Raw genomic sequence first — 23,203 nt, 5'->3', positions numbered from 1 at the left:
GCCTGCGTCACGCCTTCAGCTTGTAACCGAAGCCGCGGACCGTCTCGATGCGATCCTGTCCGATCTTGGTCCGCAGCCGCTGCACATGGACGTCCACGACGCGGGTGTCACCGCCCCAGCCGTAGTCCCAGACCCGCTCCAGCAGCCTGTCGCGGGAGAGCACCGTACCGGGCGTCGACGAGAACTCCAGCAGCAGCCGCATCTCCGTGGGAGTCAGCCCGACCTGCTTGCCGCCCCTGCGGACCTCCATGCCCTCGGTGTCGATCTCCAGGTCCCCGAAGACCAGCACGCCGTCCTGCTCCCGCTGCCCGGCGGACGCCTCGGCCGCGCCGCCGCCGGCATGTCCGAAGCGGCGCAGCACCGCGCGGATGCGGGCCACGAGGACCGCGCCGTCGAAGGGCTTCGTCACGTAGTCGTCGGCGCCGGCCTCCAGACCGAGCACCACGTCGATGGAGTCCGCGCGCGCCGACAGCATGATCACGGGAACCGTCGACTCGTCGCGGATGCGGCGGCACAGGCTGACGCCGTCCAGGCCCGGCACCATCACGTCGAGCAGCGCGATGTCCGGCCGGTCGGCCCGGAACGCCTCCAGGCCCTGGAGCCCGTCGGGCATGGCCGTGACCGTGAAGCCGTCGCGCTCCAGCGCGAGCTGGGTGGCCTCGCGGATGACATCGTCGTCTTCGACGAACAGGACATGGGTCTCGGCCATCCGTCAGCTCTCAGCTCTCGTTCGGGATCGTTTCTCTGCGGACACGTCTCAGGGGGGACGCGGGGTCGTCAGTTGTCGCTCGGGGCGGGCGGGTCCGTGGCCACGACCTCCCCCTCGCCGACCGACCGGCTGTACTCGTTGCGCACCCAGAACTGCTGGATGAACTTCCCGGCGGACCAGCGGTAGGTGGTGACCTCCTCGCCGGACGGCTCGGCCACCGGATCGCCCTTGGCGTACACCTGCTTGGTCACCACCAGGTCGCCCCGGTCGATCGCCGAGTACACCGCGGGCTCTTCGACGGCGAAGACGTTCTCGTACGAGTCGCCGTTCTCCCGGTACACGTAGGTGCCCATGCCGACGGCGTCGGCACAGGTCATCACGTTCACCACGACATCGGGGGCGGAGCTGCCGGTGAGGACTCCGTACGAGGTGTCCACCGGGTACGAGTCCTTGGCGCACGGCCGCAGGTCCGCCTTGACCCGGGCGCTGACCTTCGGGTCGTTCTTGAGCAGCTCCACCGCGTCGACCGCCTTCGAGAACTGTCCGGCGCTCCCGGACGGCGCCGGGGAGGGCGTGGCCTTCGCCGCGTGGCCGGACGGGGCGGCCCCCTCGTCCTGCAACCCCGAGCCTCCGGTGGAACAGCCGGCGGCCAACAGGGCGAAGGCGACCAGCCCGGCCGTCGCCGTGCTGCCCGCCACCCGTGTCCCGCTGCCTCTGCCTGTCAGGCCGCGCACCGCTCCCGCTCCCGTTCGCCCTGCCGGTGGATACGCCGCGACTCGTCGCGCTCCAGGGCGCGGGCGTCCAGGTCCCGCGACTCGAGCTCCTGGCGGAGCTTCGCGAGCGCCCGGTGCAGCGTGCTCTTCACCGTACCCGCCGACATTCCCAGCGCTGCGGCGGTCTCCTCGGTGCTCATCTGCTCCCAGTGCCGCAGCACGACCACGCTGCGCTGCTTGGGGGCCAGCACCTTGAGGACGTCCATCAGCAGGGCGCGGTTCGCGCGCTGCTCGCTGCCGTCGTCGACGCTCGCGTCCGGGAGCTGCTCGGTGGGGACCTCTTCGAGCTTGCGGGCACGCCACCACTCGGTGCGCGTATTGATCATCACGCGGCGAAGGTACGCGTCCGCGAGCGACTTGTCCGCGATTCCGTCCCAGCGGCCGTACGTGCGCACCAGCGCGGTCTGCAGGAGGTCCTGGGCCTCGACGGGGTCGGGGACGAGGCGCCGGGCGCTGCGCAGCAGCGCCTCCTGCCGGGTGCGTACGTACTCCTCGAATTCGAGCACCTCGCCGTGCGCCATTCCAACCGCCTCCGTCCCCGTGAAAACCCCGTGTGTCGTTGCGTGACAGAAGCTACGGGCGGGTTGTCACGGCGCTGTGCGGAGCAGCCCTCGGGCGACGCACGGCCGTCCATCGGTTGTGTAACAACCGATGTTTGAGATGCGGTGGTGACGGGGTAGAGCTTTTGGTTCAGCCGAGCGGGAGCCGGTAGAGGCCGCCGTCCAGAGGCTCGACGAGCCCGTCGGCCACGAGCCCGTCGAGTGCCCGGGCCCGCTGCACCGGTTCGTCCCAGACCGCGTCCAGCGCCGACTGCGGTACGGGTGTCGCGGCCTCGCGCAGGACCGCCAGCAGCCGGCCGCGTACCTGGCGGTCCGTGCCGGCGTACGTCTGGCCGCGGCGCGCGGGCCCGTCGTGCGCGGGCTTCCCCGCGAGCCTCCAGGCGCACCGCGCGGCGATCGGGCAGCGGCCGCAGTCCTCGTTCCGTGCGGTGCACACCAGCGCGCCGAGCTCCATGGACGCCGCGGCCCAGCGGGCCGCGGTGCTCTCCTCGGCGGGGAGCAGAGCGCGGGCGAGGCGGCGTTCGGCCGCGGTCGTCGCGTTCGGCGGGTACTGGACGCCGGTCGCGGCGCGGGCGAAGACCCGCCGCACGTTGGTGTCCAGCACCGCGTGCCGCTGGCCGTACGCGAAGGAGGCCACCGCCGCCGCCGTGTACTCGCCGATGCCCGGCAGGGCGAGCAGTTGCGCGTGGACGCGCGGCACCTCGCCGCCGTGCCGCTCCGCTATGGCCCGTGCGGCGCCGTGCAGCCGCAGCGCACGGCGCGGGTAGCCGAGCCGCCCCCAGGCGCGGACGGCCTCGCCGGGAGCCTCCGCCGCGAGGTCGGCGGGGCGCGGCCAGCGAGCCAGCCACTCCTCGTACACGGGGAGCACCCGGGAGACCGGGGTCTGCTGCAGCATGAACTCGCTGACCATCACGCCCCACGCGCCGGCCTCCGGGCGGCGCCAGGGCAGGTCACGCGCGTGCCGGTCGAACCAGGCGATGACGGGGACGTGGAGGGCTTCGGGGTCGAGGGCGTCGGGCGTCTGGGAATCATGAGTGACAGTCATGGCACGCACGATCCTGGCATGCCCCGGCGGCCGGCGGACGTATGCACCCGCCCGGGCGGGCCCGCGCGGCGGCCGCGGAGGGCCGGCAGGGCGGGCCGGGTGCGGTGAGCGGCGCCCAGGGAGCGCGCAGGCCGGGCCCGTGCGGGAGCGGGCGCCCCCGCACGCCCCGCGTCACGGCACCCGGACGGCGTGCGTCGTCTCGTGGGCGGGCCGCGGGGCAGGGCCGGGGCCTGCGAACCAGAGCACGATTCCGGTGCGGCTCGCGCGCATGGCGCCGAACAGCGCCCGGGCCGGGCGCAGCAGTGCCGTCGCGCAGACCGCCGCGACGAGCGCGCCGACCACCAGGCCCGTCAGCACGTCGTGCGGGTAGTGGACTCCGACGAAGACCCGGGAGAAGGCCATGAGCAGCGCCATCGGCACCGTCAGCACCGCGATCCGCGGCCACGCGATCGCGAGCGCCACGGCCCCGGCGATGGCCGAGTGGTTGCTCGGGAAGGACCAGTCGCCGTACCTCGGACAGGGCACCAGCGACGCGGCGGCCTCCGTGACCGTGCGGCACGGACGCTCCTCGTCCACCAGGGACTTGAGGGATTCGCTGACCACGTAGCCGGCCGCCGTCACCAGCGGTGCGAGGACGGCGAGGGCTATCGCGCGCAGCTCACCGGTGCGCGACCGCCACCAGGCGACGAGGAACAGCACGCCGAAGAGCAACAGTCCTGCTTCCGTCCAGAGTTCGGCGAGGTGCCGCACCCAGGAGGGCGTGGTGTGGGCGAAGCCGACGATGTCGCGGTAGAGAGCGCGTGTGATGCTGCTGTCCATGGTCACGGACCGTATCGTCCCAGTCGGTCCGGTCACCCTTCGCGATCGTCCCGAGCGACTCCCGACGGAAGTCATGGCCTCGCGGGGCGCGGCCCGTGATGATGATCAGCAGAACTTCGTGCCAGGGCGGCGGGTGGGGCGGGAGTTGGGCACGTTCTCTCGTAGAGTTCGGTCCGTGGGATCTCTGCGCAATCCGATCGGGCCGCTTCCCTCCTCCATCTACTGGCGACGGAGGGCAGTCGCGGCGTCACTGGTCGCGCTGCTCGCGGTGCTGATCGTGTGGGCCGTCACGTCCGGCGGGGACGACGACGGCAAGAACACCGCGGACGGCAAGGGCCCGGCCCCCGCGCACTCGATCACTCCCGGACCCGACCAGTCCGGTCCCGCGATCAGCCAACAGCCCGGCGGGCGTGACGAGTCGGGCGACGGTACGAGCGGTTCCGGCGGTGCGGGGGGCTCCGGCGACGGCTCCGCGAGCCCGGGCGGCGCGAGCGGCGGGGACGGTGCCACCACGGGTGGCCCCGGCGCCACGGGCGGCGCCTCGCAAGGCGCCCCCGGCGTACACGTCCCGGCCGGTTCGGCACTCCCCAACTGCGCGCCCGGCGCACTGCGGTTGACCCTCAGCACCACTGAGGTGTCCTACGCGCCGGGTGAGAAGCCCGCGTTCAGGCTCGTCGTCACCAACTCGTCGCCCACGACGTGCAAGGCGGACTTCGGACCGAAGGCCGCGGTGTTCACCGTCACCGACAGGGAGGACAAGGACGTGTGGTCCTCGGGCCACTGCCCGCGCACGGCCCCGTCCCGGTTCCTGAGCGTCCCCGGCAACGGGACGATCACGCACACCGTCCAGTGGGACAGGAAGCGCAGCACGCCGCAGTGCCCGACGACGTCCCCGGGCGGCGCGGCTCCGGGCACCTATCTCGTCGAGGTCACGTTCCCGGGGGTGAAGGTGCTGCCCGCGTCGTTCCGCCTCGACAAGGACTGAACGGCCGGCCGCTGAGCCGCCGGGACACGGGCGAGGGGCCTCACGACCAGGTCGTGAGGCCCCTCGCCCGTACACGTCTCAGACGTACCGCTCCAGGATCGACGACTCCGCGAGCCGCGACAGGCCCTCGCGTACGCTGCGCGCCCGCGCCTCGCCGACGCCGTCCACGGCCTGGAGGTCGTCCACGCTGGCGGCCAGCAGCTTCTGCAGTCCGCCGAAGTGCTCGACGAGCCGCTCGATGATCGCGCCCGGCAGCCGGGGCACCTTCGCCAGCAGGCGGTAACCCCGCGGCGAGACCGCGGAGTCCAGGGTCTCGGGCGAGCCGCTGTAGCCCAGCGCCCGTGCCACGACGGGCAGTTCGAGCAGCTCGGTGTGGGTGAGGGCGTCCAGCTCCGCCAGCGCCTCGTCCACCGTGCGCGAGCGCTGGCTGCCCCTCCCGGGCGCAGCTCTGGGGGACGTCGGCTCGGGCACGTAGTCGCGGACGACCAGCTCGCGCTCGGGCTCCACGCCCGCGATCAGCTCGTCGAGCTGGAGCGAGAGGAGGCGGCCGTCGGTGCCCAGCTCCACCACGTACTCGGCGATCTCGGTGGCGATCCGGCGCACCATCTCCAGGCGCTGCGCGACCGCCGTGACGTCCCGGACGGTGACCAGGTCCTCGATCTCCAGCGCCGACAGCGTGCCCGCGACCTCGTCGAGGCGGAGCTTGTAGCGCTCCAGGGTGGCCAGCGCCTGGTTGGCCCGCGACAGGATCGCCGCGGACTCCTCCAGGACACGGCGCTCCCCGTCCACGTAGAGCGCGATCAGCCGCATCGACTGGGACACGGACACCACGGGGAAGCCGCACTGGCGCGAGACCCGGTCCGCGGTGCGGTGGCGGGTGCCGGTCTCCTCGGTCGGGATGGAGGCGTCCGGGACCAGCTGGACACCGGCCCGGTGGATCTTCGAGATGTCCTTGTCGAGGATCAGCGCGCCGTCCAGCTTGCACAGCTCGCGCAGCCGGGTCGCGGTGAACTCCACGTCCAGCACGAAGCCGCCCGTGCACATCGACTCGACGGTCTTGTCCATGCCGAGAACGATCAGTCCACCGGTGTTCCCCCTCAGGATGCGCTCCAGGCCGTCGCGCAGGGCGGTGCCCGGTGCGACCGCGCTCAGGGCGGCGCGGATCAGCGCTTCGTTGCCCGTGCCTTGGCCGGACTTTCCGGGTGCTGCTGCCCCGTCCTTGGCTGCCACTGCACTCCTCCGGCTCGTACGGGTGGGCGAGACCAGGGCAAAGTCTACCGGCGAGCCTCGTCGCCCCGGGGGGCGTACGCCTCAGGCGCCGTCGGGAGCCTTCCGGCGGACGCGTGGGAGCACCCGCAGAGCATCCCCCATGTCGGCGACTTCCGTGACCCTCATGCCCGCCGGGATCTTGCCCGGATCGGACGGCACCAGGGCGTGGGTGAAGCCGAGACGCTGCGCCTCGGTGAGCCGCCGCTGGACGCCCGTCACCCGTCTGACCTCGCCGGCGAGTCCCACCTCGCCGATCGCGACCAGGTTCTTCGGCAGCGGGGTGTCGCTCGCCGCCGACGCCAGCGCGAGGGCGATCGCGAGGTCGGCGGCGGGCTCGGAGAGCTTCACACCGCCGACCGTCGCGCTGTAGATGTCGCGCTTGCCGAGCGCGGAGATCCGGCCCCGCTGCTCCAGGACCGCCAGCATCATCGACACCCGCGAGGTCTCCAGACCCGAGGTGGTGCGCCGGGGGGAGGGGATCTGCGAGTCGACCGTCAGCGCCTGCACCTCGGCGACGAGCGGGCGGCGGCCCTCCAGGGTGACCGTCAGACAGGTGCCGGGGACGGGCTCGTCGCGGCGCGTGAGGAACAGGCCCGAGGGGTCGGCCAGGCCGGTGATGCCCTCGTCGTGCAGCTCGAAGCAGCCGACCTCGTCCGTCGCCCCGTACCTGTTCTTCACGCCGCGGACGAGGCGGAGGCGGGCGTGCCGGTCGCCCTCGAAGTGGAGCACCACATCGACGAGATGCTCCAGCAGCCGGGGACCCGCGATCGCGCCGTCCTTCGTCACATGGCCCACCAGCAGCGTGGACATGCCGCGCTCCTTGGATGCGCGGATCAGGGCGGCCGCGACCTCGCGGACCTGGGCCATGCCGCCGGGCGCGCCGTCGATCTCGGGGGAGGCCACCGTCTGCACGGAGTCGAGGATCAGCAGGGACGGCTTGACCGCGTCCAGATGGCCGAGGACCGCGGACAGGTCCGTCTCCGCCGCCAGGTAGAGGTGGTCGTGCAGGGCCCTGATCCGGTCGGCGCGCAGCCTGACCTGGCTCGCGGACTCCTCGCCCGTCACGTACAGCGTGCGGTGGTCGTCGCTCGCCGCCTTGGCCGCGACGTCGAGCAGCAGCGTCGACTTGCCGACGCCCGGCTCGCCCGCGAGCAGCACGACGGCCCCCGGCACGAGACCGCCGCCGAGGACCCGGTCGAGCTCGTCCACGCCCGTGGAGCGCGCGGTCGCCTGCCGGCCGTCGACCTGACCGATGGGCAGCGCGGCGGTGGAGACCCGGCCGGCGGCCGTGGTGCGGACGGCGGGCGCGCCGTACTCCTCGACCGTGCCCCAGGCCTGGCACTCGGGGCAGCGGCCGAGCCACTTCGCGGTGGTCCAGCCGCATTCGGTGCAGCGGTAGGACGGCCGGTCCTTCGCGGATTTCGTACGGGCAGCCATGCGCAAACCGTAGCGGGGCCCGCTGACAGCCCTGCCCGGCGCCCGCTGCCGGAGGGCGCGCTGCCCGGCGCGCAGCGCGAAACAGTGGGCACCCGGGGCGCGGAACCTGTCCCTTCCGTCCTCCCGAGAGGGAACGGTTCACCCGTATGGATTAAAAGTGCTCAAGGGGTACGAACAGGGTCCGGTGCTGCCCCTACGGTCACGGAGTGACGAGCAGCAGGCTGGAAACCCCTACCCACATCACCGGCGCACACCGCGCGCACCGCCGCGCGCCCCGTCCGTCCGCCGAGCGACCGCCCGCGCGTTACGAGCCGCATCTCGACGGCCTGTTCACCTACTGCCTCTCCGTGCTGTGCGACCACGACGCGGCGACGGCGGTCCTCGGTGACGTCCTCGCCATCGCCGAACGGCAGCACGGACGCTGCCCGTCCGGCGAGGCCGAGCGGAGGGCCTGGATGTACGCGCTCGCGCGCTGGGCCTGTCTGCGCCGGCTCAGCGAGCAGCGCCGCAGGCGCCAGGGCTCCCACACCGGACGGCCCGCCGCCGGCGGCGGGCCCGCGCCCCGCGTCGCCCCCGAGGCCGCCGAGCGCCGCCGCGCCGAACTGGCCCTGCTGGCCTGGCCCGAGGCCGCCGGCACCACCCCCGAGCAGCGCGAGGCCCTCGAACTGGCCGTGCGCCACGGCCTCGGCCCGGCCGCCGTCGCCTCGGTCCTCGGCCTCGGCGAGACCGCGGCCCGCGAGCTGCTGGCCGCCGCGGCCTGCGAGGTGGAGCGCACGCGGGCCGCGCTCGCCGTCGTCGAGACCGGCAACTGCCCGGCCGTCGCCCGGCTCACCGGCGACAACCGCGTCCTGCTCTCGGCCGCGCTGCGCCGTGAGCTCGTGCGCCACGTGGACGACTGCCCCCGCTGCCGTCGCGCCGCCGAGCGCGCCGGCGCCCGGGGGCCCTGGCCCGGCTCGTCCGTCACACCGGCCGCGCTGCCCCTGGTCGAGGCGCCGCGCGCCGCCGCGTACGTCGCGATGCGGCACGTCCCGCGCGCCCGCGCCGGCGCCCCGCGCTTCGGCCCGGACGGCTTCCCGCTCGATCCCAAGGACCACGCCGCCCGGCGCGACAGGATGCGCGCCCGCGTGGTGACCACCACGGTCGTGGCCACTGTCGTGGCCGCGCCGGTGCTCGCCCTGTGGGCGGCGTACCGGGGGGCGCCGCTGACCGGTGAGGGCCATCGCGGACCGGTCATCAGCGCCGGCGACCAGGACGCCTCGGCCGAGGGTGACCGGTACGGTCATTACGAGCACGCGGGCAACGCGAGCGCGACGCCCGACCCCCGTTTCACGGCCGACCGCCCCACGTCCGACGTCTCCGTCGAGGTGGTCAGCACGGGCACCCCCGCCCCGCCCTCCGCCTACGGGCGGGGCCCGGGCAGGCTCACGGTCGAGGCGCAGCCCGCCGGGGACACCACCGTCATCACGCTCATGGCGTCCGGCGGCGCCCCGGTCGACTGGTCGCTGTGGACGGACGTGCCCTGGCTGCGCACCACGCGCTCGTCCGGCACTCTCTACCCTGGCGAAACGATCACTCTGTACCTCACCGTCGACTCCTCGCGGGAGCCGTCCGGATACTGGCGGGCGCAGGTCGGCATCGAGCCGGCCGGCGCGGTCGTGGCGATCCACGGCCGCGGGGCGGCCAGCCCGCCGCCCTCCTCGCCCGACCCGACCCCCACGCCGCCGTCGAGCCCGCCGCCCTCCAGCCCGCCGCCGTCCTCGCCGGACCCGACGCCGCCGACCTCTCCGCCGCCGTCCTCGTCCGACCCGTCCGACCCGCCCACGTCACCGCCCGCGTCGGAACCGCCGTCCGAGCCGGCGACCCCGCCGCCCTCGGACTGACCCGGCCGAAACGGTCCTCCGCGGCGTCCCCCCGGCATTCCGCGCGCCGGGGGGCGTACCCCCCGGCGGCCCGGGCGCCGAGGGCGGGCCGCCGCCCGCCCGGCCCGCCCGTCAGCGGGGCTTCGGGTCCGCCGGGTGCGGCGCCACCAGCGGAAGCGACGACGCCAGACGCGCCTCGCACAGCTCCACCAGCACGTCGTACGCCGCCTTGCCCATCAGCTCGGTCAACTCCGGGCGGTACGTCACGTACACGGGCTCGCCCGCGCCGTGCGCCGACGTCGCCGACGTGCACCACCAGTGCAGGTCGTGCCCGCCCGGGCCCCAGCCCCGGCGGTCGTACTCGCCGATCGACACCTGCAGCACGCGGGTGTCGTCCGGCCGGTCGATCCACTCGTACGTACGCCGCACCGGCAGCTGCCAGCACACGTCCGGCTTGGTCTCCAGCGGCTCCCGGCCCTCGCGCAGCGCGAGGATGTGCAGCGAGCAGCCCGCGCCGCCCGCGAAGCCCGGGCGGTTCTGGAAGATGCAGGAGCCCTCCCAGCGGCGCGTCTGGCGCTCACCGTCCTCGTCCTGCTGCACCCAGCCGGTCCGGGTGCCGACGTCGTGGAACTGCCACAGGTCCGGCGTCAGGCGTGCCACGTGCTCCGCCACGCGCTGTTCGTCCTCCTCGTCGGAGAAGTGCGCGCCCAGCGTGCAGCAGCCGTCGTCCGCCCGCCCGGCCTGGATTCCCTGGCAGCCGCTGCCGAAGATGCAGCTCCAGCGTGAGGTGAGCCACGTCAGGTCGCACCGGAAGACCTGTTCGTCGTCGGCGGGGTCGGGGAACTCCACCCATGCTCGGGGGAAGTCCAGGCCCTTTTCGTCGGGCTCGGTCTTCTTCGCGGAGCGCTTGTCGGGGTTGTCGGGCCGTTCGGACCTCGTAGCGGGCGCTGCTTTGCCCGGCTTCGCCTTTTTCGTCTTTGGCACGGCTCCAGCGTATGCGCGCGACCGCAGTAGCGTTCCGCCCATGAGACTCGGAGTCCTCGACGTCGGTTCGAACACGGTTCACCTGCTGGCGGTGGACGCCCACCCCGGCGCCCGCCCTCTTCCCGCGCACTCCCACAAGGCGGAGCTGCGTCTTGCCGAGCTGCTCGACGAGGGCGGTGCCATCGGCGAGGAGGGCATCGAGCGGCTGGTCCACACCGTTGCCGACGCGTTGCAGGCCGCCGAGGACAAGGGCTGCGAAGAGGTCCTCTCCTTCGCCACCTCCGCCGTGCGCGAGGCGACCAACGCGGACATGGTCCTGTCCCGCGTCAAGGCTGAGACGGGGGTCGAGCTGACGGTCCTCTCGGGCGAGGAGGAGGCGCGTCTCACGTTCCTCGCGGCCCGCCGCTGGTTCGGCTGGTCGGCCGGGAAGCTGCTGGTCCTCGACATCGGCGGCGGCTCGCTGGAGATCGCGTTCGGCATAGACGAGGAGCCCGACGCCGCCGTCTCCCTGCCGCTCGGCGCGAGCCGGCTGACCACGGGACTGCTGCCGGGCGACCCGCCGGACCCGCAGGACGTGAAGTCGCTGCGGCGCCATGTGCGCGCCGAGATCGCCCGTGTCGTCGGCGAATTCAGCCGGCTGGGCCCTCCGGACCACATCGTCGCCACCTCCAAGACTTTCAAGCAGCTGGCCCGCATCGCGGGTGCGGCCCGCTCCGGCGAGGGCCTCTACGTCCAGCGCGTGCTGAGTCGTTCGTCACTCGTCGGCTGGGTGCCCAAGCTCGCCGCCATGACGGTGGAGCAGCGCGCCGGCCTGCCCGGTGTCTCCCCGGGCCGGGCCCGTCAGCTGCTGGCAGGAGCCCTGGTCGCGGAGGGGGCGATGGACCTCTTCGGCGCCGAGGAGCTGGAGATCTGCCCCTGGGCGCTGCGCGAGGGCGTCATCCTGCGGCGCCTCGACCATCTGCCGACCGCCTAGCGCGTGCCTTTAGGCTGTCTCCGTGGCAGAACCAGTCGTGCGCATCCCGGATGCGAAGGTTGTCCTGTCGACGGCTTCCGTCTATCCGGAGTCGACGGCGACCGCCTTCGAGGTCGCCGCGCGCCTCGGCTACGACGGGGTCGAGATCATGGTCTGGACGGACCCCGTCAGCCAGGACATCGAGGCGCTGCGCAGGCTCTCCGACTACCACCAGGTCCCCATCCACGCCGTCCACGCCCCGTGCTTGTTGATCACCCAGCGGGTCTGGTCCACCGATCCGTGGGTCAAGCTCCAGCGGGCGCAGGCCGCCGCCGAGAAGCTCGGGGCCTCCACGGTGGTCGTGCACCCGCCGTTCCGCTGGCAGCGGCAGTACGCGCGCGACTTCGTCCGCGGCATCTGGCGCATGGCGGACGAGACGGACGTCCGGTTCGCCGTGGAGAACATGTACCCCTGGCGCTACCGGGACCGGGAGATGCTCGCGTACGCCCCCGACTGGGACGTCACCAAGGACGACTACCGGCACTTCACGATCGACCTGTCGCACACGGCGACCTCGCGGACCGACACGATGGCGATGGTGGACCGGATGGGCGACCGGCTCGGCCATGTGCACCTGGCCGACGGCAAGGGTTCCGCGAAGGACGAGCACCTGGTGCCCGGCCGCGGCGACCAGCCCTGCGCCGAACTGCTGGAGCGCCTGGCCGGCAACGGCTTCGACGGCCACGTCGTCATCGAAGTCAACACGCGGCGCGCCATGTCCGCCGCCGAACGCGAGGCCGACCTGGCGGAGGCGCTGGCCTTCACGCGGCTGCACCTGGCCTCCGCGGCCTCGTCGCGCGTCCACGGCGGGACCGGTAGGACGCGATGACGGGCAAGACGCGATGACCGGTACGGCCCGATGACCGGCGCGGCGCCCCGGCGGCGCGGGCGGCCGGCCCGCAAGGCGGCCGACGAGGGGCCCGGCGCGCGCGAGCGGATCCTTCAGGCGGCGCGCACCGAGTTCGCCGAGCGCGGCTACGACAAGACGACGATGCGCGGGATCGCGCGGGCCGCCGGGGTCGACGCGGCGCTCGTGCACCACTACTTCGGCACCAAGGACGACGTCTTCGCCGCGGCGATCGAGGTCTCCTTCGAGCCCGCGCTGGCCATCCCCGCGATCCTCGGCACGAGCACCGAGGGCATCGGCGAGCGGCTCGCCCGCTACTTCATCGGCGTCTGGGAGAACCCGGCGACCCGTGCCCCGCTGCTCGCCATCATCCGTTCCGCGCTGACCTACGAGGCGGCGGCGACGGTGCTGCGCGGGTTCGTCCTGCGGCGACTGCTGGAGCGGGTCGCGGGCGACCTCGACGTACCGGACCCGACCTTCCGTGCCGAGCTCGCCGCGTCCCACATGATCGGTATCGCGATCCTGCGTTACGTGATCAAGGCGGAGCCGCTGGCCTCGGTGGACACGGAGGAGATCGTGCGGATGGTGGCGCCCACGCTGCAGCGCTACCTCACGGACCCCGGCCCGACCGGCGTCTGAGCGGACCAGGGACCGAGCCGACCGAGTACTGAGCCGGGCGTCCCGCATTCCGGACACGCTGTCCAGATCTTGGAGCCGCGGCGTACGCTCGAGACAGGTACACCCATCACGACGAGGAGCGAGCGACGATGCCCGAGCTGAGGTCCCGCACTGTCACCCACGGCCGCAACATGGCGGGCGCCCGCGCCCTTATGCGGGCCTCCGGTGTACCGGGCGCGGACATCGGCCGCAAGCCGATCATTGCCGTCGCCAACTCCTTCACGGAGTTCGTGCCGGGCCACACCCACCTCCAGCCGGTCGGCCGGATCGTCTCCCAGGCGATCAGCGAGGCGGGCGGCATCCCGCGCGAGTTCAACACGATCGCCGTCGACGACGGCATCGCCATGGGCCACGGCGGCATGCTCTACTCGCTGCCCTCGCGCGACCTGATCGCCGACTCCGTGGAGTACATGGTCGAGGCGCACTGCGCCGATGCCCTGATCTGCATCTCCAACTGCGACAAGATCACCCCGGGCATGCTGAACGCGGCCCTGCGCCTGAACATCCCGACGGTCTTCGTCTCCGGCGGCCCGATGGAGTCCGGCCGGGCCACCCTGGTCGACGGCACGGTCCGCACGCTCGACCTGGTCGACGCGATGTCGGACGCCGTCAACGACAAGATCTCCGACGCGGACATGCTCCGTATCGAGGAGAACGCCTGCCCGACCTGCGGCTCCTGTTCCGGCATGTTCACCGCCAACTCGATGAACTGCCTGACCGAGGCCATCGGCCTGTCCCTGCCCGGCAACGGCTCGACCCTGGCCACCCACACCGCCCGCCGCGCCCTGTACGAGAACGCCGCCCGTACGGTCGTCGAGCTCACCGACCGCTACTACGCCCAGGGCGACGAGTCGGTCCTCCCGCGCAACATCGCCACCATGGCCGCCTTCGAGAACGCCATGGCCCTCGACATCGCCATGGGCGGCTCGACCAACACGATCCTGCACCTGCTGGCGGCGGCCCAGGAGGCGGGCGTCCCCTTCGGCCTGGACGAGATCGACACCGTCTCGCGCCGGGTGCCGTGCCTCGCCAAGGTCGCGCCGAACGTCGCGAAGAACCGCACGTACTACATGGAGGACGTCCACCGCGCCGGCGGCATCCCCGCCCTGCTGGGCGAGCTGCACCGCGCCGGGCTGCTGAACGAGGACGTGCACAGCGTCCACAGCCCCTCGCTCGCCGACTGGCTGAAGACGTGGGACGTGCGCGGAGGCTCCCCGTCCGCGGAGGCCGTCGAGCTGTGGCACGCGGCCCCCGGCTGCGTCCGCTCCGCCGAGGCCTTCTCCCAGTCCGAGCGCTGGGACACCCTCGACGAGGACGCCGAGGGCGGCTGCATCCGCTCCGCGGAGCACGCGTACTCCAAGGACGGCGGCCTGGCGGTGCTGAAGGGCAACCTGGCCGTCGACGGCTGCGTCGTGAAGACGGCGGGGGTCGACGAGTCCATCTGGACCTTCGAGGGCCCGGCGGTCGTCTGCGAGTCGCAGGAGGAGGCCGTCGAGAAGATCCTCAACAAGCAGGTCACGGACGGCGACGTGGTCGTCATCCGCTACGAGGGCCCCAAGGGCGGCCCCGGCATGCAGGAGATGCTCTACCCGACCTCCTTCCTCAAGGGCCGCGGCCTCGGCAAGACCTGCGCCCTGATCACCGACGGCCGCTTCTCCGGCGGCACGTCCGGCCTGTCGATCGGCCATGCCTCCCCGGAGGCCGCGTCCGGCGGCACCATCGCCCTCGTCGAGGACGGCGACCGCATCCGCATCGACATCCCGGGCCGCTCGATCGAGCTGCTGGTCGACGAGGCCGAACTGGCCCGCCGCGAGCAGGCGATGGGCGGGGCGTACGCCCCGAAGTCCCGCGAACGCAAGGTCTCGGCGGCGCTGCGCGCCTACGCGGCGATGGCGACGAGCGCGGACAAGGGCGCGGTGCGGGACGTCTCCAAGCTGGGCTGACCCGCCCGTATCGCAGTCACCGGGGACCCGGCGCGCTCACCAGCGCGCCGGGTCCTTCGCGTCGACGGCGAAGACGGACCCGTCGGGTGCGGTGGCGAAGACCGTGCCGGGCGCGGTGACGGGGGCGGGCAGCAGGGCCGCGTACGTGAACCGTCCGTCGTCCATCCGGGGCCTGGTCTGGCCGGTCAGCGTGCCGCGGGCGACGTCGACGGCGAGCAGCCGCCCGTCACCGGCCGACACGTACACGGAGCGGTCGTCGGCCGCCGGCCGGGACAGGTGGGTCACCGCGGTCTCCAGGCGCCACAGCTGCGCGTCCCCGGCCGGCCGGGACGTGTCGACGGCGAGGAGCGAACCGCCCGCGCCCGACAGGTAGACGACGGACCCGGCGACCGTGGCCTGCGCCTGGTCGACCGGGGCCGCCAGCGGGACACGGCTGACGGCGCGGTCCTCGGACGCGGTGTCCACACGGACCACGGCGTCGGTGAACCCGTCCGCGTCGGACGAGAGCAGATACAGCGCACCGTCCACGGCCCCCGCCGGGGTCAGCGAGCCCTGGAGCCGCTCGCTCCACAGCCGCCGGCCGCTCGCCGGATCGATCGCGCCGACGCGTGTGGTCGTTCCGTCCGCGGAGAGCGTCGCGTCGAAGGCGGGACCCTCGCCGTCCGCGGCCCGGACCCACTGCGTGCCCGGCCCGCCGAGCCGCTTACGCCACCGGTCCGCACCCGTCGCGGCGTCGACGGCCCGCACCTGCCCGCCCTCCGTGACCAGCAGCACGACGTCACCGAGGGGGCGCACCGCGGCGTACGCGGAGATGTCGAGGTCCCACCGCACCGCGCCGGTCGCTGGGTCGAGCGCCTCGTAGCGGTCGCCGCCCGCCGTGACGACGTGCAGCAGGCCGCCCGCGAGTACGGGCTCCTGACCCGCGTCGCCCTGCCCCTGGGCCGTCCGCGGCCCCGCGCTCCCCGCCGACCAGTCGGTGCTGCCGTCGGCCGGGTCGAGCCGTACGGCTCCGGTGCCGGGAGCCGTACAGAAGAGGGCAGGGCCGGCCCCGGTGCAGACCGGGGTCCGGTTCTCGCCGTCGCCGCGGTGCAGTGCCACGCTCCAGGGGCGGAAGGACCGCTCGGCGCGCGGTGCCGCGCGGCCCGGTCCCGGATCGTCCGACGTGGCGGTGACGGTCACGACCGCACCGGCGGCCAGCACGGCGAGGCCGGCGGCGACGGCCGCCCACCGGGCCCGGCCGTGGTGCTTCGCACCGGCCCTCCCTCCGGGGGCGGCGGCCTCCTCCGCCGCGGGGAGCCGCCTCTCCCGCTGCTCCGGTCCACGCTGCGCCGGTATGTAGGCCTGGGTGTCGCACCCCGACGACGGCGACGACGCGCGCAGCGCCACCATCAGCTCGTACGGCGTGGGCCGTTCCCGCGGGTCCTTGGCCAGGCACCTGCGCAGCAGCGGTACGAGATCCTCCGGCACGCCCGCCAGATCGGGCTCGTTGTGCACGACCTGGTACGCCACGATGTAGGGGCTGTCGGAGTCGAACGGACCGCGCCCGGTCGCCGCGTGCACGAGCACGGCACCCAGGGCGAACACATCGGCCTCGGGCCCGACTTCACGCGGGCGCTGGAACTGCTCGGGCGCCATGAACGGCGGCGTCCCGATCAGCTTCCCGGTCTCCGTGCGCAGATCGCTGTCCGCCGGACGGGAGATCCCGAAGTCGATGACTTTCGGTCCGTCAGGGGCCAGCAGCACATTGCTGGGTTTGAGATCCCGGTGCACCACGCCGGCGCGATGGATGTCGCGCAGCGCCTCGGCGAGCCCCGCGCCGGCCCTGCGCAGCTCCGGCGCGTCCAGGGGACCGTTCCGCTTGACCCGGTCCGACAGCGTCGGACCGTCGATGAACAGCGTTGCCATCCAGGGGCGTTCGGCGTCGGGGTCGGCGTCCACGACCGGTGCCGTGAACGCGCCGCTGACCCGGCGGGCGGCGGCGACCTCCTGGCGGAAACGCGCCCTGAACTCGGCGTCCGAGGCGTGCTCGGCGTGAATGACCTTGACCGCGAGCCGCAGGCCCGAAGCGGAGGTGGCGAGGTGGACGACGCCCATGCCGCCGTTGCCGAGGCAGGCCTCGAGGCGGTACTGCCCGGCATACTCCGGATGCTCCGCTTCCGGGAACCACCCGGTACTGCGCAGCGGTGGCATCTCCCACCCCCGTCTGATGGTGCGCACGCGCGACGCTCGGAGCCTAGTCGATGATGCGTACGATCCAGCCATGGCTTGCTAGCCTGCGCGCGGCGAGTCACGCCGCTTTCACACGACGTGCATCAGACGTGCATCAACGGGGGAGAACTCGATGGCTGTTGAGGAAGTACAGGGCGAAGAGGCGGGGACCGAGGCCGTGGAGACCTTCACGGTCAAGCGCTACCCGGTCGCACCGGGCGTCCGGCTGAACGTGCGCTCCGGCCCCGGTACCCAGTACCGGCTCATCCGGGTGCTGCCGTACGGCGCGAGCGTCCCGATCAACTGCCAGAAGCCGGGCGAGACGATCACCGGCCCGTACGGCACCACCAACATCTGGGACAACATCGCCAACGGCGAATTCGTCTCCGACGCCTACGTCCAGACGGGCAGCGACGGCTACGTCACCATCCGCTGCTCCTGACCCGCACCCTCGCCGCGGGGATAATCGACCCGTGAGCGAGCACACCGAGAGCCCCGGCGACAGCACTGGCACCGGCAGCGGCACCGGCCCGCGGCCCGAGCCCATCCGTTACTTCGGCACCACGTGGGTGGAGCACGACGGGGGCTACGGGCTGCGCCGGGCCGCCGTCGGCGCCGGGGCGCTCGTCACCGCCTTCGCCGCCGCGCTCGTGCTGCGCTTCGCCTACCAGGGCCTGGCCATCGCCGAGGTCGGCGGCTTCGTGAACGTCCTCGTCGTCGTGATGTTCGCCGTCTGCAGCGCCATCGCCTTCCGCAAGACCTGGGAGAGCTTCGGCCGGCGGCCGACCGGCTCCGCCTCCGAGGACTCGCTGCGCAGCCTCAAGGCGATCGGCTTCATCGGCTCCCTCATCGCCTACTCCCTGCGCTGCCTGACGGAAGCCCCCGGCGAGCAGCTGCGCCGCGCCGAGTACGAGACGGCGCTCCGGCAGTACGAGAAGCGCCGCGGCAGCCGCTCCGGGAACCCGGCGGCCCGCGCCCGCCGGAACGGCAGATCCCGGCGCAACTAGCCGCCCCGCGGGAAGGATGAGGGGCATGACGGATTCCGATCGGTCCCGGCGTGCCCTCTCCTTCGACACCGCGGCGGACCAGTACGACGCCGCCCGCCCCGGTTATCCGCCCGCCCTCTTCGACGCCGTCGAGGAACTGTCCGGCCGCCTGCTCACCGGCGCCCGGACCGTGGACGTCGGCGCCGGCACCGGTATCGCCACCCGGCTGCTGCGCGAGCGCGGCGCCCGCGTCACCGCCGTGGAGCCGGGCGCCGCGATGACCGACCGGTTCCGCCGGTCGCTGCCCGGCGTGCCCGTCGTCCGCGGCGTCGGCGACGCCCTCCCCCTCGCCGACGCGAGCACCGACTTCCTCACGTACGCGCAGTCGTTCCACTGGACGGACCCCGCCCGCTCCCTCCCCGAGGCCCTGCGCGTCCTGCGGCCCGGCGGCGCACTCGCCCTGTGGTGGAACGTCGCGGACCGGGACGTCCCCTGGATCGCCGCCCAGGAGGAGCGGCTGAGGCGTGACTTCGGCGGCGCGGCACGCGGCGCGCCCGGCGCCGCCCGCCTGCCCGACGGCGTGCCCTGCGCCGAACACCGCCTGTACTGGACCCGGCGCGTCCCCCTCGACACCCACCTCGCCAACCTCGGCAGCCACTCGCTCTTCCTGGTGGCGGGCAAGGCCGCGGCCCGCGCCTTCCTCGATCGCGAGCGGGCCGAGCTGCTGCGGCTGTTCCCGGACGGATCGGTCGAGGAGGCGTACGCCGTCGACCTCACGGTCACCCGCCGCCCCGTCTGATCCCCGTCCCTACCGGCCCCCGTCCCTACCGGCCCCCGCTCCCGACCTTCCTCCCTGTCCTCGACCCGCTGTCCTTGACGCCAGGGCACCGCCAGGCGCATTATTCATCACATGATGAATTCCTCTGGCGTCGCGATCCTGGCCCGCGGCCTCACCGTCGTACGAGGAGACCGCACCGTCCTCCGCGGCCTCGACTTCACCGTCCTGCCCGGCCGCATCACCGGACTCCTCGGGCCCTCCGGCTGCGGCAAATCGACCCTCATGCGGGCCGTCGTCGGCACCCAGGCGAAGGTCACCGGCACCCTGGAGGTCCTCGGCCGCTCGGCCGGCGACGCCGGACTGCGCTCCCGGATCGGCTACGTCACCCAGGCGCCCTCCGTCTACGACGACCTCACCGTCCGCCAGAACCTCGACTACTTCGCCTCCGTCCTGCTCCCCGGCCGGGCCCACCAGGACGCCCGCGAGGAGTACGTCGCGCGCGCCGTCGCCGACGTCGACCTCACCTCGCACGCCGACGCCCTCGCCGGCCGCCTCTCCGGCGGTCAGCGCAGCCGCGTCTCGCTCGCCGTCGCCCTGCTCGGCACCCCCGAGGTCCTCGTCCTCGACGAACCCACCGTCGGCCTGGACCCCGTCCTGCGCCGCGACCTGTGGGACCTCTTCCACCGCCTCGCCGACGACCGCGGCGCGACGATCCTCGTCTCCTCCCACGTCATGGACGAGGCCGAGCGCTGCCACCGGCTCATGCTCATGCGCGACGGCGAGATCCTCGCCGAGGACACCCCGGACGACCTGCGCGCCCGCACCCGCACCGAAACCGTCGAAGCGGCCTTCCTCCACCTGGTCGACGAGGCCGACGCCCTCCAGGAGGACCCCCGATGAGCACAGCCCGCACCCTCGCCACAGCCGCCCGCGTCCTGCGCCAGCTCCGCCACGACCCGCGCTCCATCGCCCTGATGCTGCTCGTGCCGTGCCTGATGCTCCTGCTGCTGCGCTACGTCTTCGACGGCAGCCCGCGCACCTTCGACTCCATCGGCGCCTCGCTGCTCGGCATCTTCCCGCTCATCACGATGTTCCTGGTGTCCTCCATCGCCACCCTGCGCGAACGCACGTCGGGCACCCTGGAACGACTGCTCGCCATGCCCCTCGGCAAGGGCGACCTCATCGGCGGATACGCCATCGCCTTCGGCCTCGTCGCCGTCGTCCAGTCCCTCCTCGCCACCGGGCTCGCCCTGTCGGTCCTCGGCCTCGACGTCGTCGGCTCGCCCTGGCTGCTGCTCCTGGTCGCACTCCTCGACGCGCTGCTCGGCACGGCACTCGGCCTGTTCGTCTCCGCCTTCGCCGCCTCCGAGTTCCAGGCGGTCCAGTTCATGCCGGCCGTGATCTTCCCGCAGCTGCTGCTGTGCGGCCTGTTCACCCCGCGCGACCGGATGCAGCCCGCCCTCGAAGCCGTCTCGAACGTGCTGCCCATGTCCTACGCCGTCGATGCCATGAACGAGGTCCTGCACCACACCGACACCACCGCCGCCTTCCTCCGCGACGTCCTGGTCGTCGCCGCCTGCGCCGTCCTCGTCCTCGCACTCGGCGCCGCCACCCTGCGCCGCCGCACCGCCTGAACCGTCCCGGCCGTGCCCGCCACGTGGACGGCCGCGGCACGTCACCGCCCCCGGTGAAAGGATGTGAGCGCACGCATCCCGACCGGCGAGGTGAACAGAGCCATGACCCAGACAGTCGCAGTCCTCGGTACGGGCAAGATCGGCGAGGCCCTGCTCAGCGGCATGATCCGCGCCGGCTGGCACCCCGCCGACCTGCTGGTCACCGCCCGCCGTCCCGAGCGTGCCGAGGAGCTCCGCACCCGTTACGGGGTCGAAGCGGTCACCAACGCCGAGGCGGCCAAGCGTGCCGACACCCTCATCCTGGCCGTCAAGCCCCAGGACATGAGCAAGCTCCTCGACGAGCTCGCCCCGCACGTCACCGCCGACCGGCTCGTCATCAGCGCCGCGGCCGGCATCACGTGCTCCTCCATCGAGGAGCGTCTGGCCGCGGGAACCCCCGTCGTCCGCGTCATGCCGAACACCCCCGTCCTCGTCGACGAAGGGATGTCCGTCATCTCCGCCGGCAGCCACGCCACCACCGAGCACGTCGTGCACGCCGAGGAGATCTTCGGCGGCGTCGGCAAGACCTTGCGCGTCCCCGAGTCCCAGCAGGACGCGGCCACCGCGCTCTCCGGCTCGGGCCCGGCCTACTTCTACTTCCTCGTCGAGGCCATGACCGACGCCGGCATCCTCCTCGGCCTCCCGCGCGCCCAGGCCCACGACCTCATCGTCCAGGCCGCCATCGGCGCCGCGGTGATGCTCCGCGACAGCGGCGAACACCCCGTGAAGCTCCGCGAGGCCGTCACGTCCCCGGCCGGCACCACGATCAGCGCCATCCGCGAACTGGAGAACCACGGCGTTCGCGCGGCCCTCATCGCCGCCCTCGAAGCCGCCCGCGACCGCAGCCGCGAGCTCGCCTCCGGCAACGGCTGACCGCCTCGTACGCGGGCCGCCCGCCATGAACGGCGGCGGCCCGCGCTCACCGCTTCAGGCCGGCAGCAACCCGATCGCGCGATAGGCGGCGTCGACCGTCGGACGCGCCATCCCTCTGGCCCGGTCGGCGCCCTTGCGCAGCACCTCGTCGATGTACGCCGGGTCGGCCGCCAGCTCGGCGTGGCGCACCCTGACCGGCCGCAGCATCTCCACCACCGCGTCGGCGACGTCCTTCTTCAACGCGCCGTACGAGCCGTACTCCCCGGCCAGCTCCCTCGGATCGTGCCCGGTGCAGGCCGCCATGATCTCCAGCAGATTGGTGACACCGGGCCGCTCCTCCCGGTCGTAAGCGACCTCGCGCCCGCTGTCCGTGACCGCACGCATGACCTTCTTGCGCACCACGTCCCCCTCGTCGAGCAGGTACACGATCCCGGCGCCGGCCTCGTGGGACTTGCCCATCTTCGACGTGGGGTCCTGCAGATCCATGACTCTTGCGGCCACCGGCGGATGCGTCACCCGCGGCACGGTGAAGGTGTGCCCGTACCGCTGGTTGAACCGGACCGCGAGGTCCCTGGTCAGCTCCACATGCAGGGTCTGGTCCTCACCGACCGGCACCTCGTCGGTCCGGTACGCCAGGATGTCCGCCGCCATCAGCGCCGGATAGGTGAGCAGCGACAGCCGCACGCTCTGCCCGGACTCCCGAGCCCGCGCGCTCTTCTCCTTGTACTGGATCATGCGCCGCAGCTCGCCGTCGGTGGCCGTGCACTCGAGGATGTACGAAAGCCGCGCGTGCTCGTCCACATGACTCTGTACGAAGAGCGTGCACAGTTCCGGGTCGAGCCCCGCGGCCAGCAGCAGCGTCGCCGCCTGCCGGCTGAGCCTGCGGACCCGCGCCGGATCGTGCTCGATGGTCAGCGCGTGCAGATCGACGACGCTGAACAGGGACTCCGACCGGTGCTGGTCGATCTCGACCCAGCGTCGCATCGCCCCGAGGTAGTTGCCGAGGGTCAGGTGCCCGGTCGGCTTGACGCCGCTGAAGATCCGCTTCATTCCGTACTCCACTCCATGTCGGGTCGGAGCCGCCGCTGCCGCGGCCGGACCCCCGGAGCGGGGAAACGCGAACGGCCGCCGAAGCGGCGGCCGTTGAAGAGCATGCGCAGGTGCCGGCCGCCGTCAGGCGGCCCACCAGAGATTGAGGCACGTGCGCGTGGTCATGCGGCTCAGCCTACGCGCCCGGGGTCCGAGTTGACACCGGGTTCCGCCATCCGTACTGTTCTCCGAGTTGTCCGACGTGAGCACCGGCTCAGGCTGGTCCCCGGACACCATTCCGCAAGACCCACTCGAGCGAGCGACAGACTTTCTGGCGCCCGTCTTTCGCGTGCGTTTTCGCGGAATGAGGAATCCGCGTTCGACCTTCGAACGAGCGAGACCCCGATTAGCGTCGGGGCCTGGGATTCCGCTAAAGTCTCACCTCGTCGGAACGGCCCAAGGGCCGGGAAGACAATCCCCTCTGACTGGGAATCAGGCCCGAAAGGATCTGGTAGAGTCGGAACCGCCGGAAAGGGAAGCGCGAAAGCGAAGAACCGGAAAGCACCGAGGAAATCGGATCGGAAAGATCTGATAGAGTCGGAACGCAAGACCGAAGGGAAGCGCCCGGAGGAAAGCCCGAAAGGGTGAGTACGAAGGAAGCGTCCGTTCCTTGAGAACTCAACAGCGTGCCAAAAATCAACGCCAGATATGTTGATACCCCGTCCATCTCCGGATG

The 23,203-nt window shown here is 72.8% G+C and carries 22 protein-coding genes; 12 read left to right on the top strand and 10 right to left on the bottom strand.

Annotation, left to right across the window (positions count from 1 at the left end):
* Window positions 1-7: 7 nt before the first annotated feature.
* The 5 genes from cseB to ACWD0A_RS21845 form a co-directional block, all read right to left on the bottom strand.
* Window positions 8-709 carry a two-component system response regulator CseB gene (gene cseB, locus ACWD0A_RS21865; RefSeq protein ID WP_307714157.1) on the bottom strand — a complete coding sequence of 234 codons (702 nt, stop codon included), beginning with the start codon at window positions 707-709 and terminating at the stop codon, window positions 8-10.
* A gap of 68 nt (window positions 710-777) precedes the next feature.
* Window positions 778-1,443, bottom strand: a complete 666-nt coding sequence (locus tag ACWD0A_RS21860; protein WP_451300485.1) for a hypothetical protein — start codon at window positions 1,441-1,443, stop codon at window positions 778-780.
* A complete protein-coding gene (locus tag ACWD0A_RS21855) occupies window positions 1,431-2,003 on the bottom strand; it encodes a SigE family RNA polymerase sigma factor (protein ID WP_451300483.1) in 573 nt (190 codons plus the stop codon). The genes ACWD0A_RS21860 and ACWD0A_RS21855 overlap by 13 nt, the downstream gene beginning before the upstream one ends.
* Before the next feature lie 169 nt (window positions 2,004-2,172).
* Complete coding sequence (locus tag ACWD0A_RS21850; protein WP_451300481.1) at window positions 2,173-3,087, bottom strand: A/G-specific adenine glycosylase; 915 nt, start codon at window positions 3,085-3,087, stop codon at window positions 2,173-2,175.
* A 171-nt stretch (window positions 3,088-3,258) separates the two neighbouring features.
* Window positions 3,259-3,906 carry a phosphatase PAP2 family protein gene (locus ACWD0A_RS21845; protein ID WP_451300479.1) on the bottom strand — a complete coding sequence of 216 codons (648 nt, stop codon included), beginning with the start codon at window positions 3,904-3,906 and terminating at the stop codon, window positions 3,259-3,261.
* A 175-nt stretch (window positions 3,907-4,081) separates the two neighbouring features.
* Between ACWD0A_RS21845 and ACWD0A_RS21840 the strand changes: the two genes are divergently transcribed.
* On the top strand, window positions 4,082-4,891 hold the full coding sequence (locus tag ACWD0A_RS21840) for a hypothetical protein (RefSeq protein ID WP_451300477.1): 810 nt from the start codon (window positions 4,082-4,084) through the stop codon (window positions 4,889-4,891).
* A 78-nt stretch (window positions 4,892-4,969) separates the two neighbouring features.
* Here ACWD0A_RS21840 and disA read toward each other — a convergent pair whose 3' ends face one another.
* A complete protein-coding gene (disA, locus tag ACWD0A_RS21835; protein ID WP_451300475.1) occupies window positions 4,970-6,121 on the bottom strand; it encodes a DNA integrity scanning diadenylate cyclase DisA in 1,152 nt (383 codons plus the stop codon).
* Window positions 6,122-6,202: 81 nt separating this feature from the next.
* The gene (gene radA / locus ACWD0A_RS21830) at window positions 6,203-7,597 is read right to left on the bottom strand and encodes a DNA repair protein RadA (RefSeq protein ID WP_307714151.1); all 1,395 of its coding nucleotides are present in this window, start codon (window positions 7,595-7,597) and stop codon (window positions 6,203-6,205) included.
* Between the two features lie 206 nt (window positions 7,598-7,803).
* Here radA and ACWD0A_RS21825 point away from each other — a divergent pair, with 206 nt between their 5' ends.
* Window positions 7,804-9,477 carry a hypothetical protein gene (locus ACWD0A_RS21825; RefSeq protein ID WP_451300473.1) on the top strand — a complete coding sequence of 558 codons (1,674 nt, stop codon included), beginning with the start codon at window positions 7,804-7,806 and terminating at the stop codon, window positions 9,475-9,477.
* 111 nt (window positions 9,478-9,588) lie between these two features.
* Here ACWD0A_RS21825 and ACWD0A_RS21820 read toward each other — a convergent pair whose 3' ends face one another.
* The gene (locus ACWD0A_RS21820) at window positions 9,589-10,440 is read right to left on the bottom strand and encodes a hypothetical protein (RefSeq protein ID WP_451300471.1); all 852 of its coding nucleotides are present in this window, start codon (window positions 10,438-10,440) and stop codon (window positions 9,589-9,591) included.
* Window positions 10,441-10,480: 40 nt separating this feature from the next.
* On the opposite strand from ACWD0A_RS21820, the gene ACWD0A_RS21815 reads away from it, so the two are divergent.
* The 4 genes from ACWD0A_RS21815 to ilvD all read left to right on the top strand — a co-directional run bounded on the left by ACWD0A_RS21815 (window position 10,481) and on the right by ilvD (window position 14,920).
* Entirely contained in the window at window positions 10,481-11,413 is a 933-nt protein-coding gene (locus ACWD0A_RS21815) for a Ppx/GppA phosphatase family protein (protein WP_451300469.1), read from the top strand.
* Between the two features lie 22 nt (window positions 11,414-11,435).
* Window positions 11,436-12,281, top strand: coding sequence for a sugar phosphate isomerase/epimerase family protein (locus tag ACWD0A_RS21810; RefSeq protein WP_177149500.1), 846 nt, complete (start codon window positions 11,436-11,438; stop codon window positions 12,279-12,281).
* Between the two features lie 30 nt (window positions 12,282-12,311).
* On the top strand, window positions 12,312-12,938 hold the full coding sequence (locus ACWD0A_RS21805) for a TetR/AcrR family transcriptional regulator (RefSeq protein ID WP_451300467.1): 627 nt from the start codon (window positions 12,312-12,314) through the stop codon (window positions 12,936-12,938).
* Between the two features lie 128 nt (window positions 12,939-13,066).
* Complete coding sequence (gene ilvD, locus ACWD0A_RS21800) at window positions 13,067-14,920, top strand: dihydroxy-acid dehydratase (RefSeq protein WP_451300465.1); 1,854 nt, start codon at window positions 13,067-13,069, stop codon at window positions 14,918-14,920.
* Between the two features lie 36 nt (window positions 14,921-14,956).
* On the opposite strand, the gene ACWD0A_RS21795 is transcribed toward ilvD, so the two are convergent.
* Window positions 14,957-17,110 carry a serine/threonine-protein kinase gene (locus ACWD0A_RS21795; protein WP_451300615.1) on the bottom strand — a complete coding sequence of 718 codons (2,154 nt, stop codon included), beginning with the start codon at window positions 17,108-17,110 and terminating at the stop codon, window positions 14,957-14,959.
* A gap of 151 nt (window positions 17,111-17,261) precedes the next feature.
* Here ACWD0A_RS21795 and ACWD0A_RS21790 point away from each other — a divergent pair, with 151 nt between their 5' ends.
* From ACWD0A_RS21790 to proC, 6 genes are all read left to right on the top strand, one after another.
* The gene (locus ACWD0A_RS21790) at window positions 17,262-17,570 is read left to right on the top strand and encodes a peptidase (RefSeq protein WP_307714144.1); all 309 of its coding nucleotides are present in this window, start codon (window positions 17,262-17,264) and stop codon (window positions 17,568-17,570) included.
* 31 nt (window positions 17,571-17,601) lie between these two features.
* Window positions 17,602-18,135 (top strand): hypothetical protein, encoded by a 534-nt coding sequence (locus ACWD0A_RS21785; protein WP_451300463.1) that lies wholly within the window; start codon window positions 17,602-17,604, stop codon window positions 18,133-18,135.
* A 25-nt stretch (window positions 18,136-18,160) separates the two neighbouring features.
* Window positions 18,161-18,913 (top strand): class I SAM-dependent methyltransferase, encoded by a 753-nt coding sequence (locus ACWD0A_RS21780; RefSeq protein ID WP_451300461.1) that lies wholly within the window; start codon window positions 18,161-18,163, stop codon window positions 18,911-18,913.
* A 111-nt stretch (window positions 18,914-19,024) separates the two neighbouring features.
* Entirely contained in the window at window positions 19,025-19,792 is a 768-nt protein-coding gene (locus ACWD0A_RS21775; RefSeq protein WP_451300459.1) for an ABC transporter ATP-binding protein, read from the top strand.
* Complete coding sequence (locus ACWD0A_RS21770) at window positions 19,789-20,526, top strand: ABC transporter permease (RefSeq protein WP_451300457.1); 738 nt, start codon at window positions 19,789-19,791, stop codon at window positions 20,524-20,526. The genes ACWD0A_RS21775 and ACWD0A_RS21770 overlap by 4 nt, the downstream gene beginning before the upstream one ends.
* Window positions 20,527-20,628: 102 nt before the next feature.
* Window positions 20,629-21,438 carry a pyrroline-5-carboxylate reductase gene (gene proC / locus ACWD0A_RS21765; RefSeq protein WP_451300455.1) on the top strand — a complete coding sequence of 270 codons (810 nt, stop codon included), beginning with the start codon at window positions 20,629-20,631 and terminating at the stop codon, window positions 21,436-21,438.
* Window positions 21,439-21,492: 54 nt separating this feature from the next.
* Here the strand turns inward: proC and trpS are convergent, their stop codons facing one another.
* Window positions 21,493-22,488 carry a tryptophan--tRNA ligase gene (gene trpS / locus ACWD0A_RS21760; protein WP_451300453.1) on the bottom strand — a complete coding sequence of 332 codons (996 nt, stop codon included), beginning with the start codon at window positions 22,486-22,488 and terminating at the stop codon, window positions 21,493-21,495.
* Window positions 22,489-23,203 lie beyond the last annotated feature (715 nt).

The organism is Streptomyces sp. NPDC002867, assembly GCF_053591895.1.
This window is presented reverse-complemented; position numbering and strand designations above follow the sequence as displayed.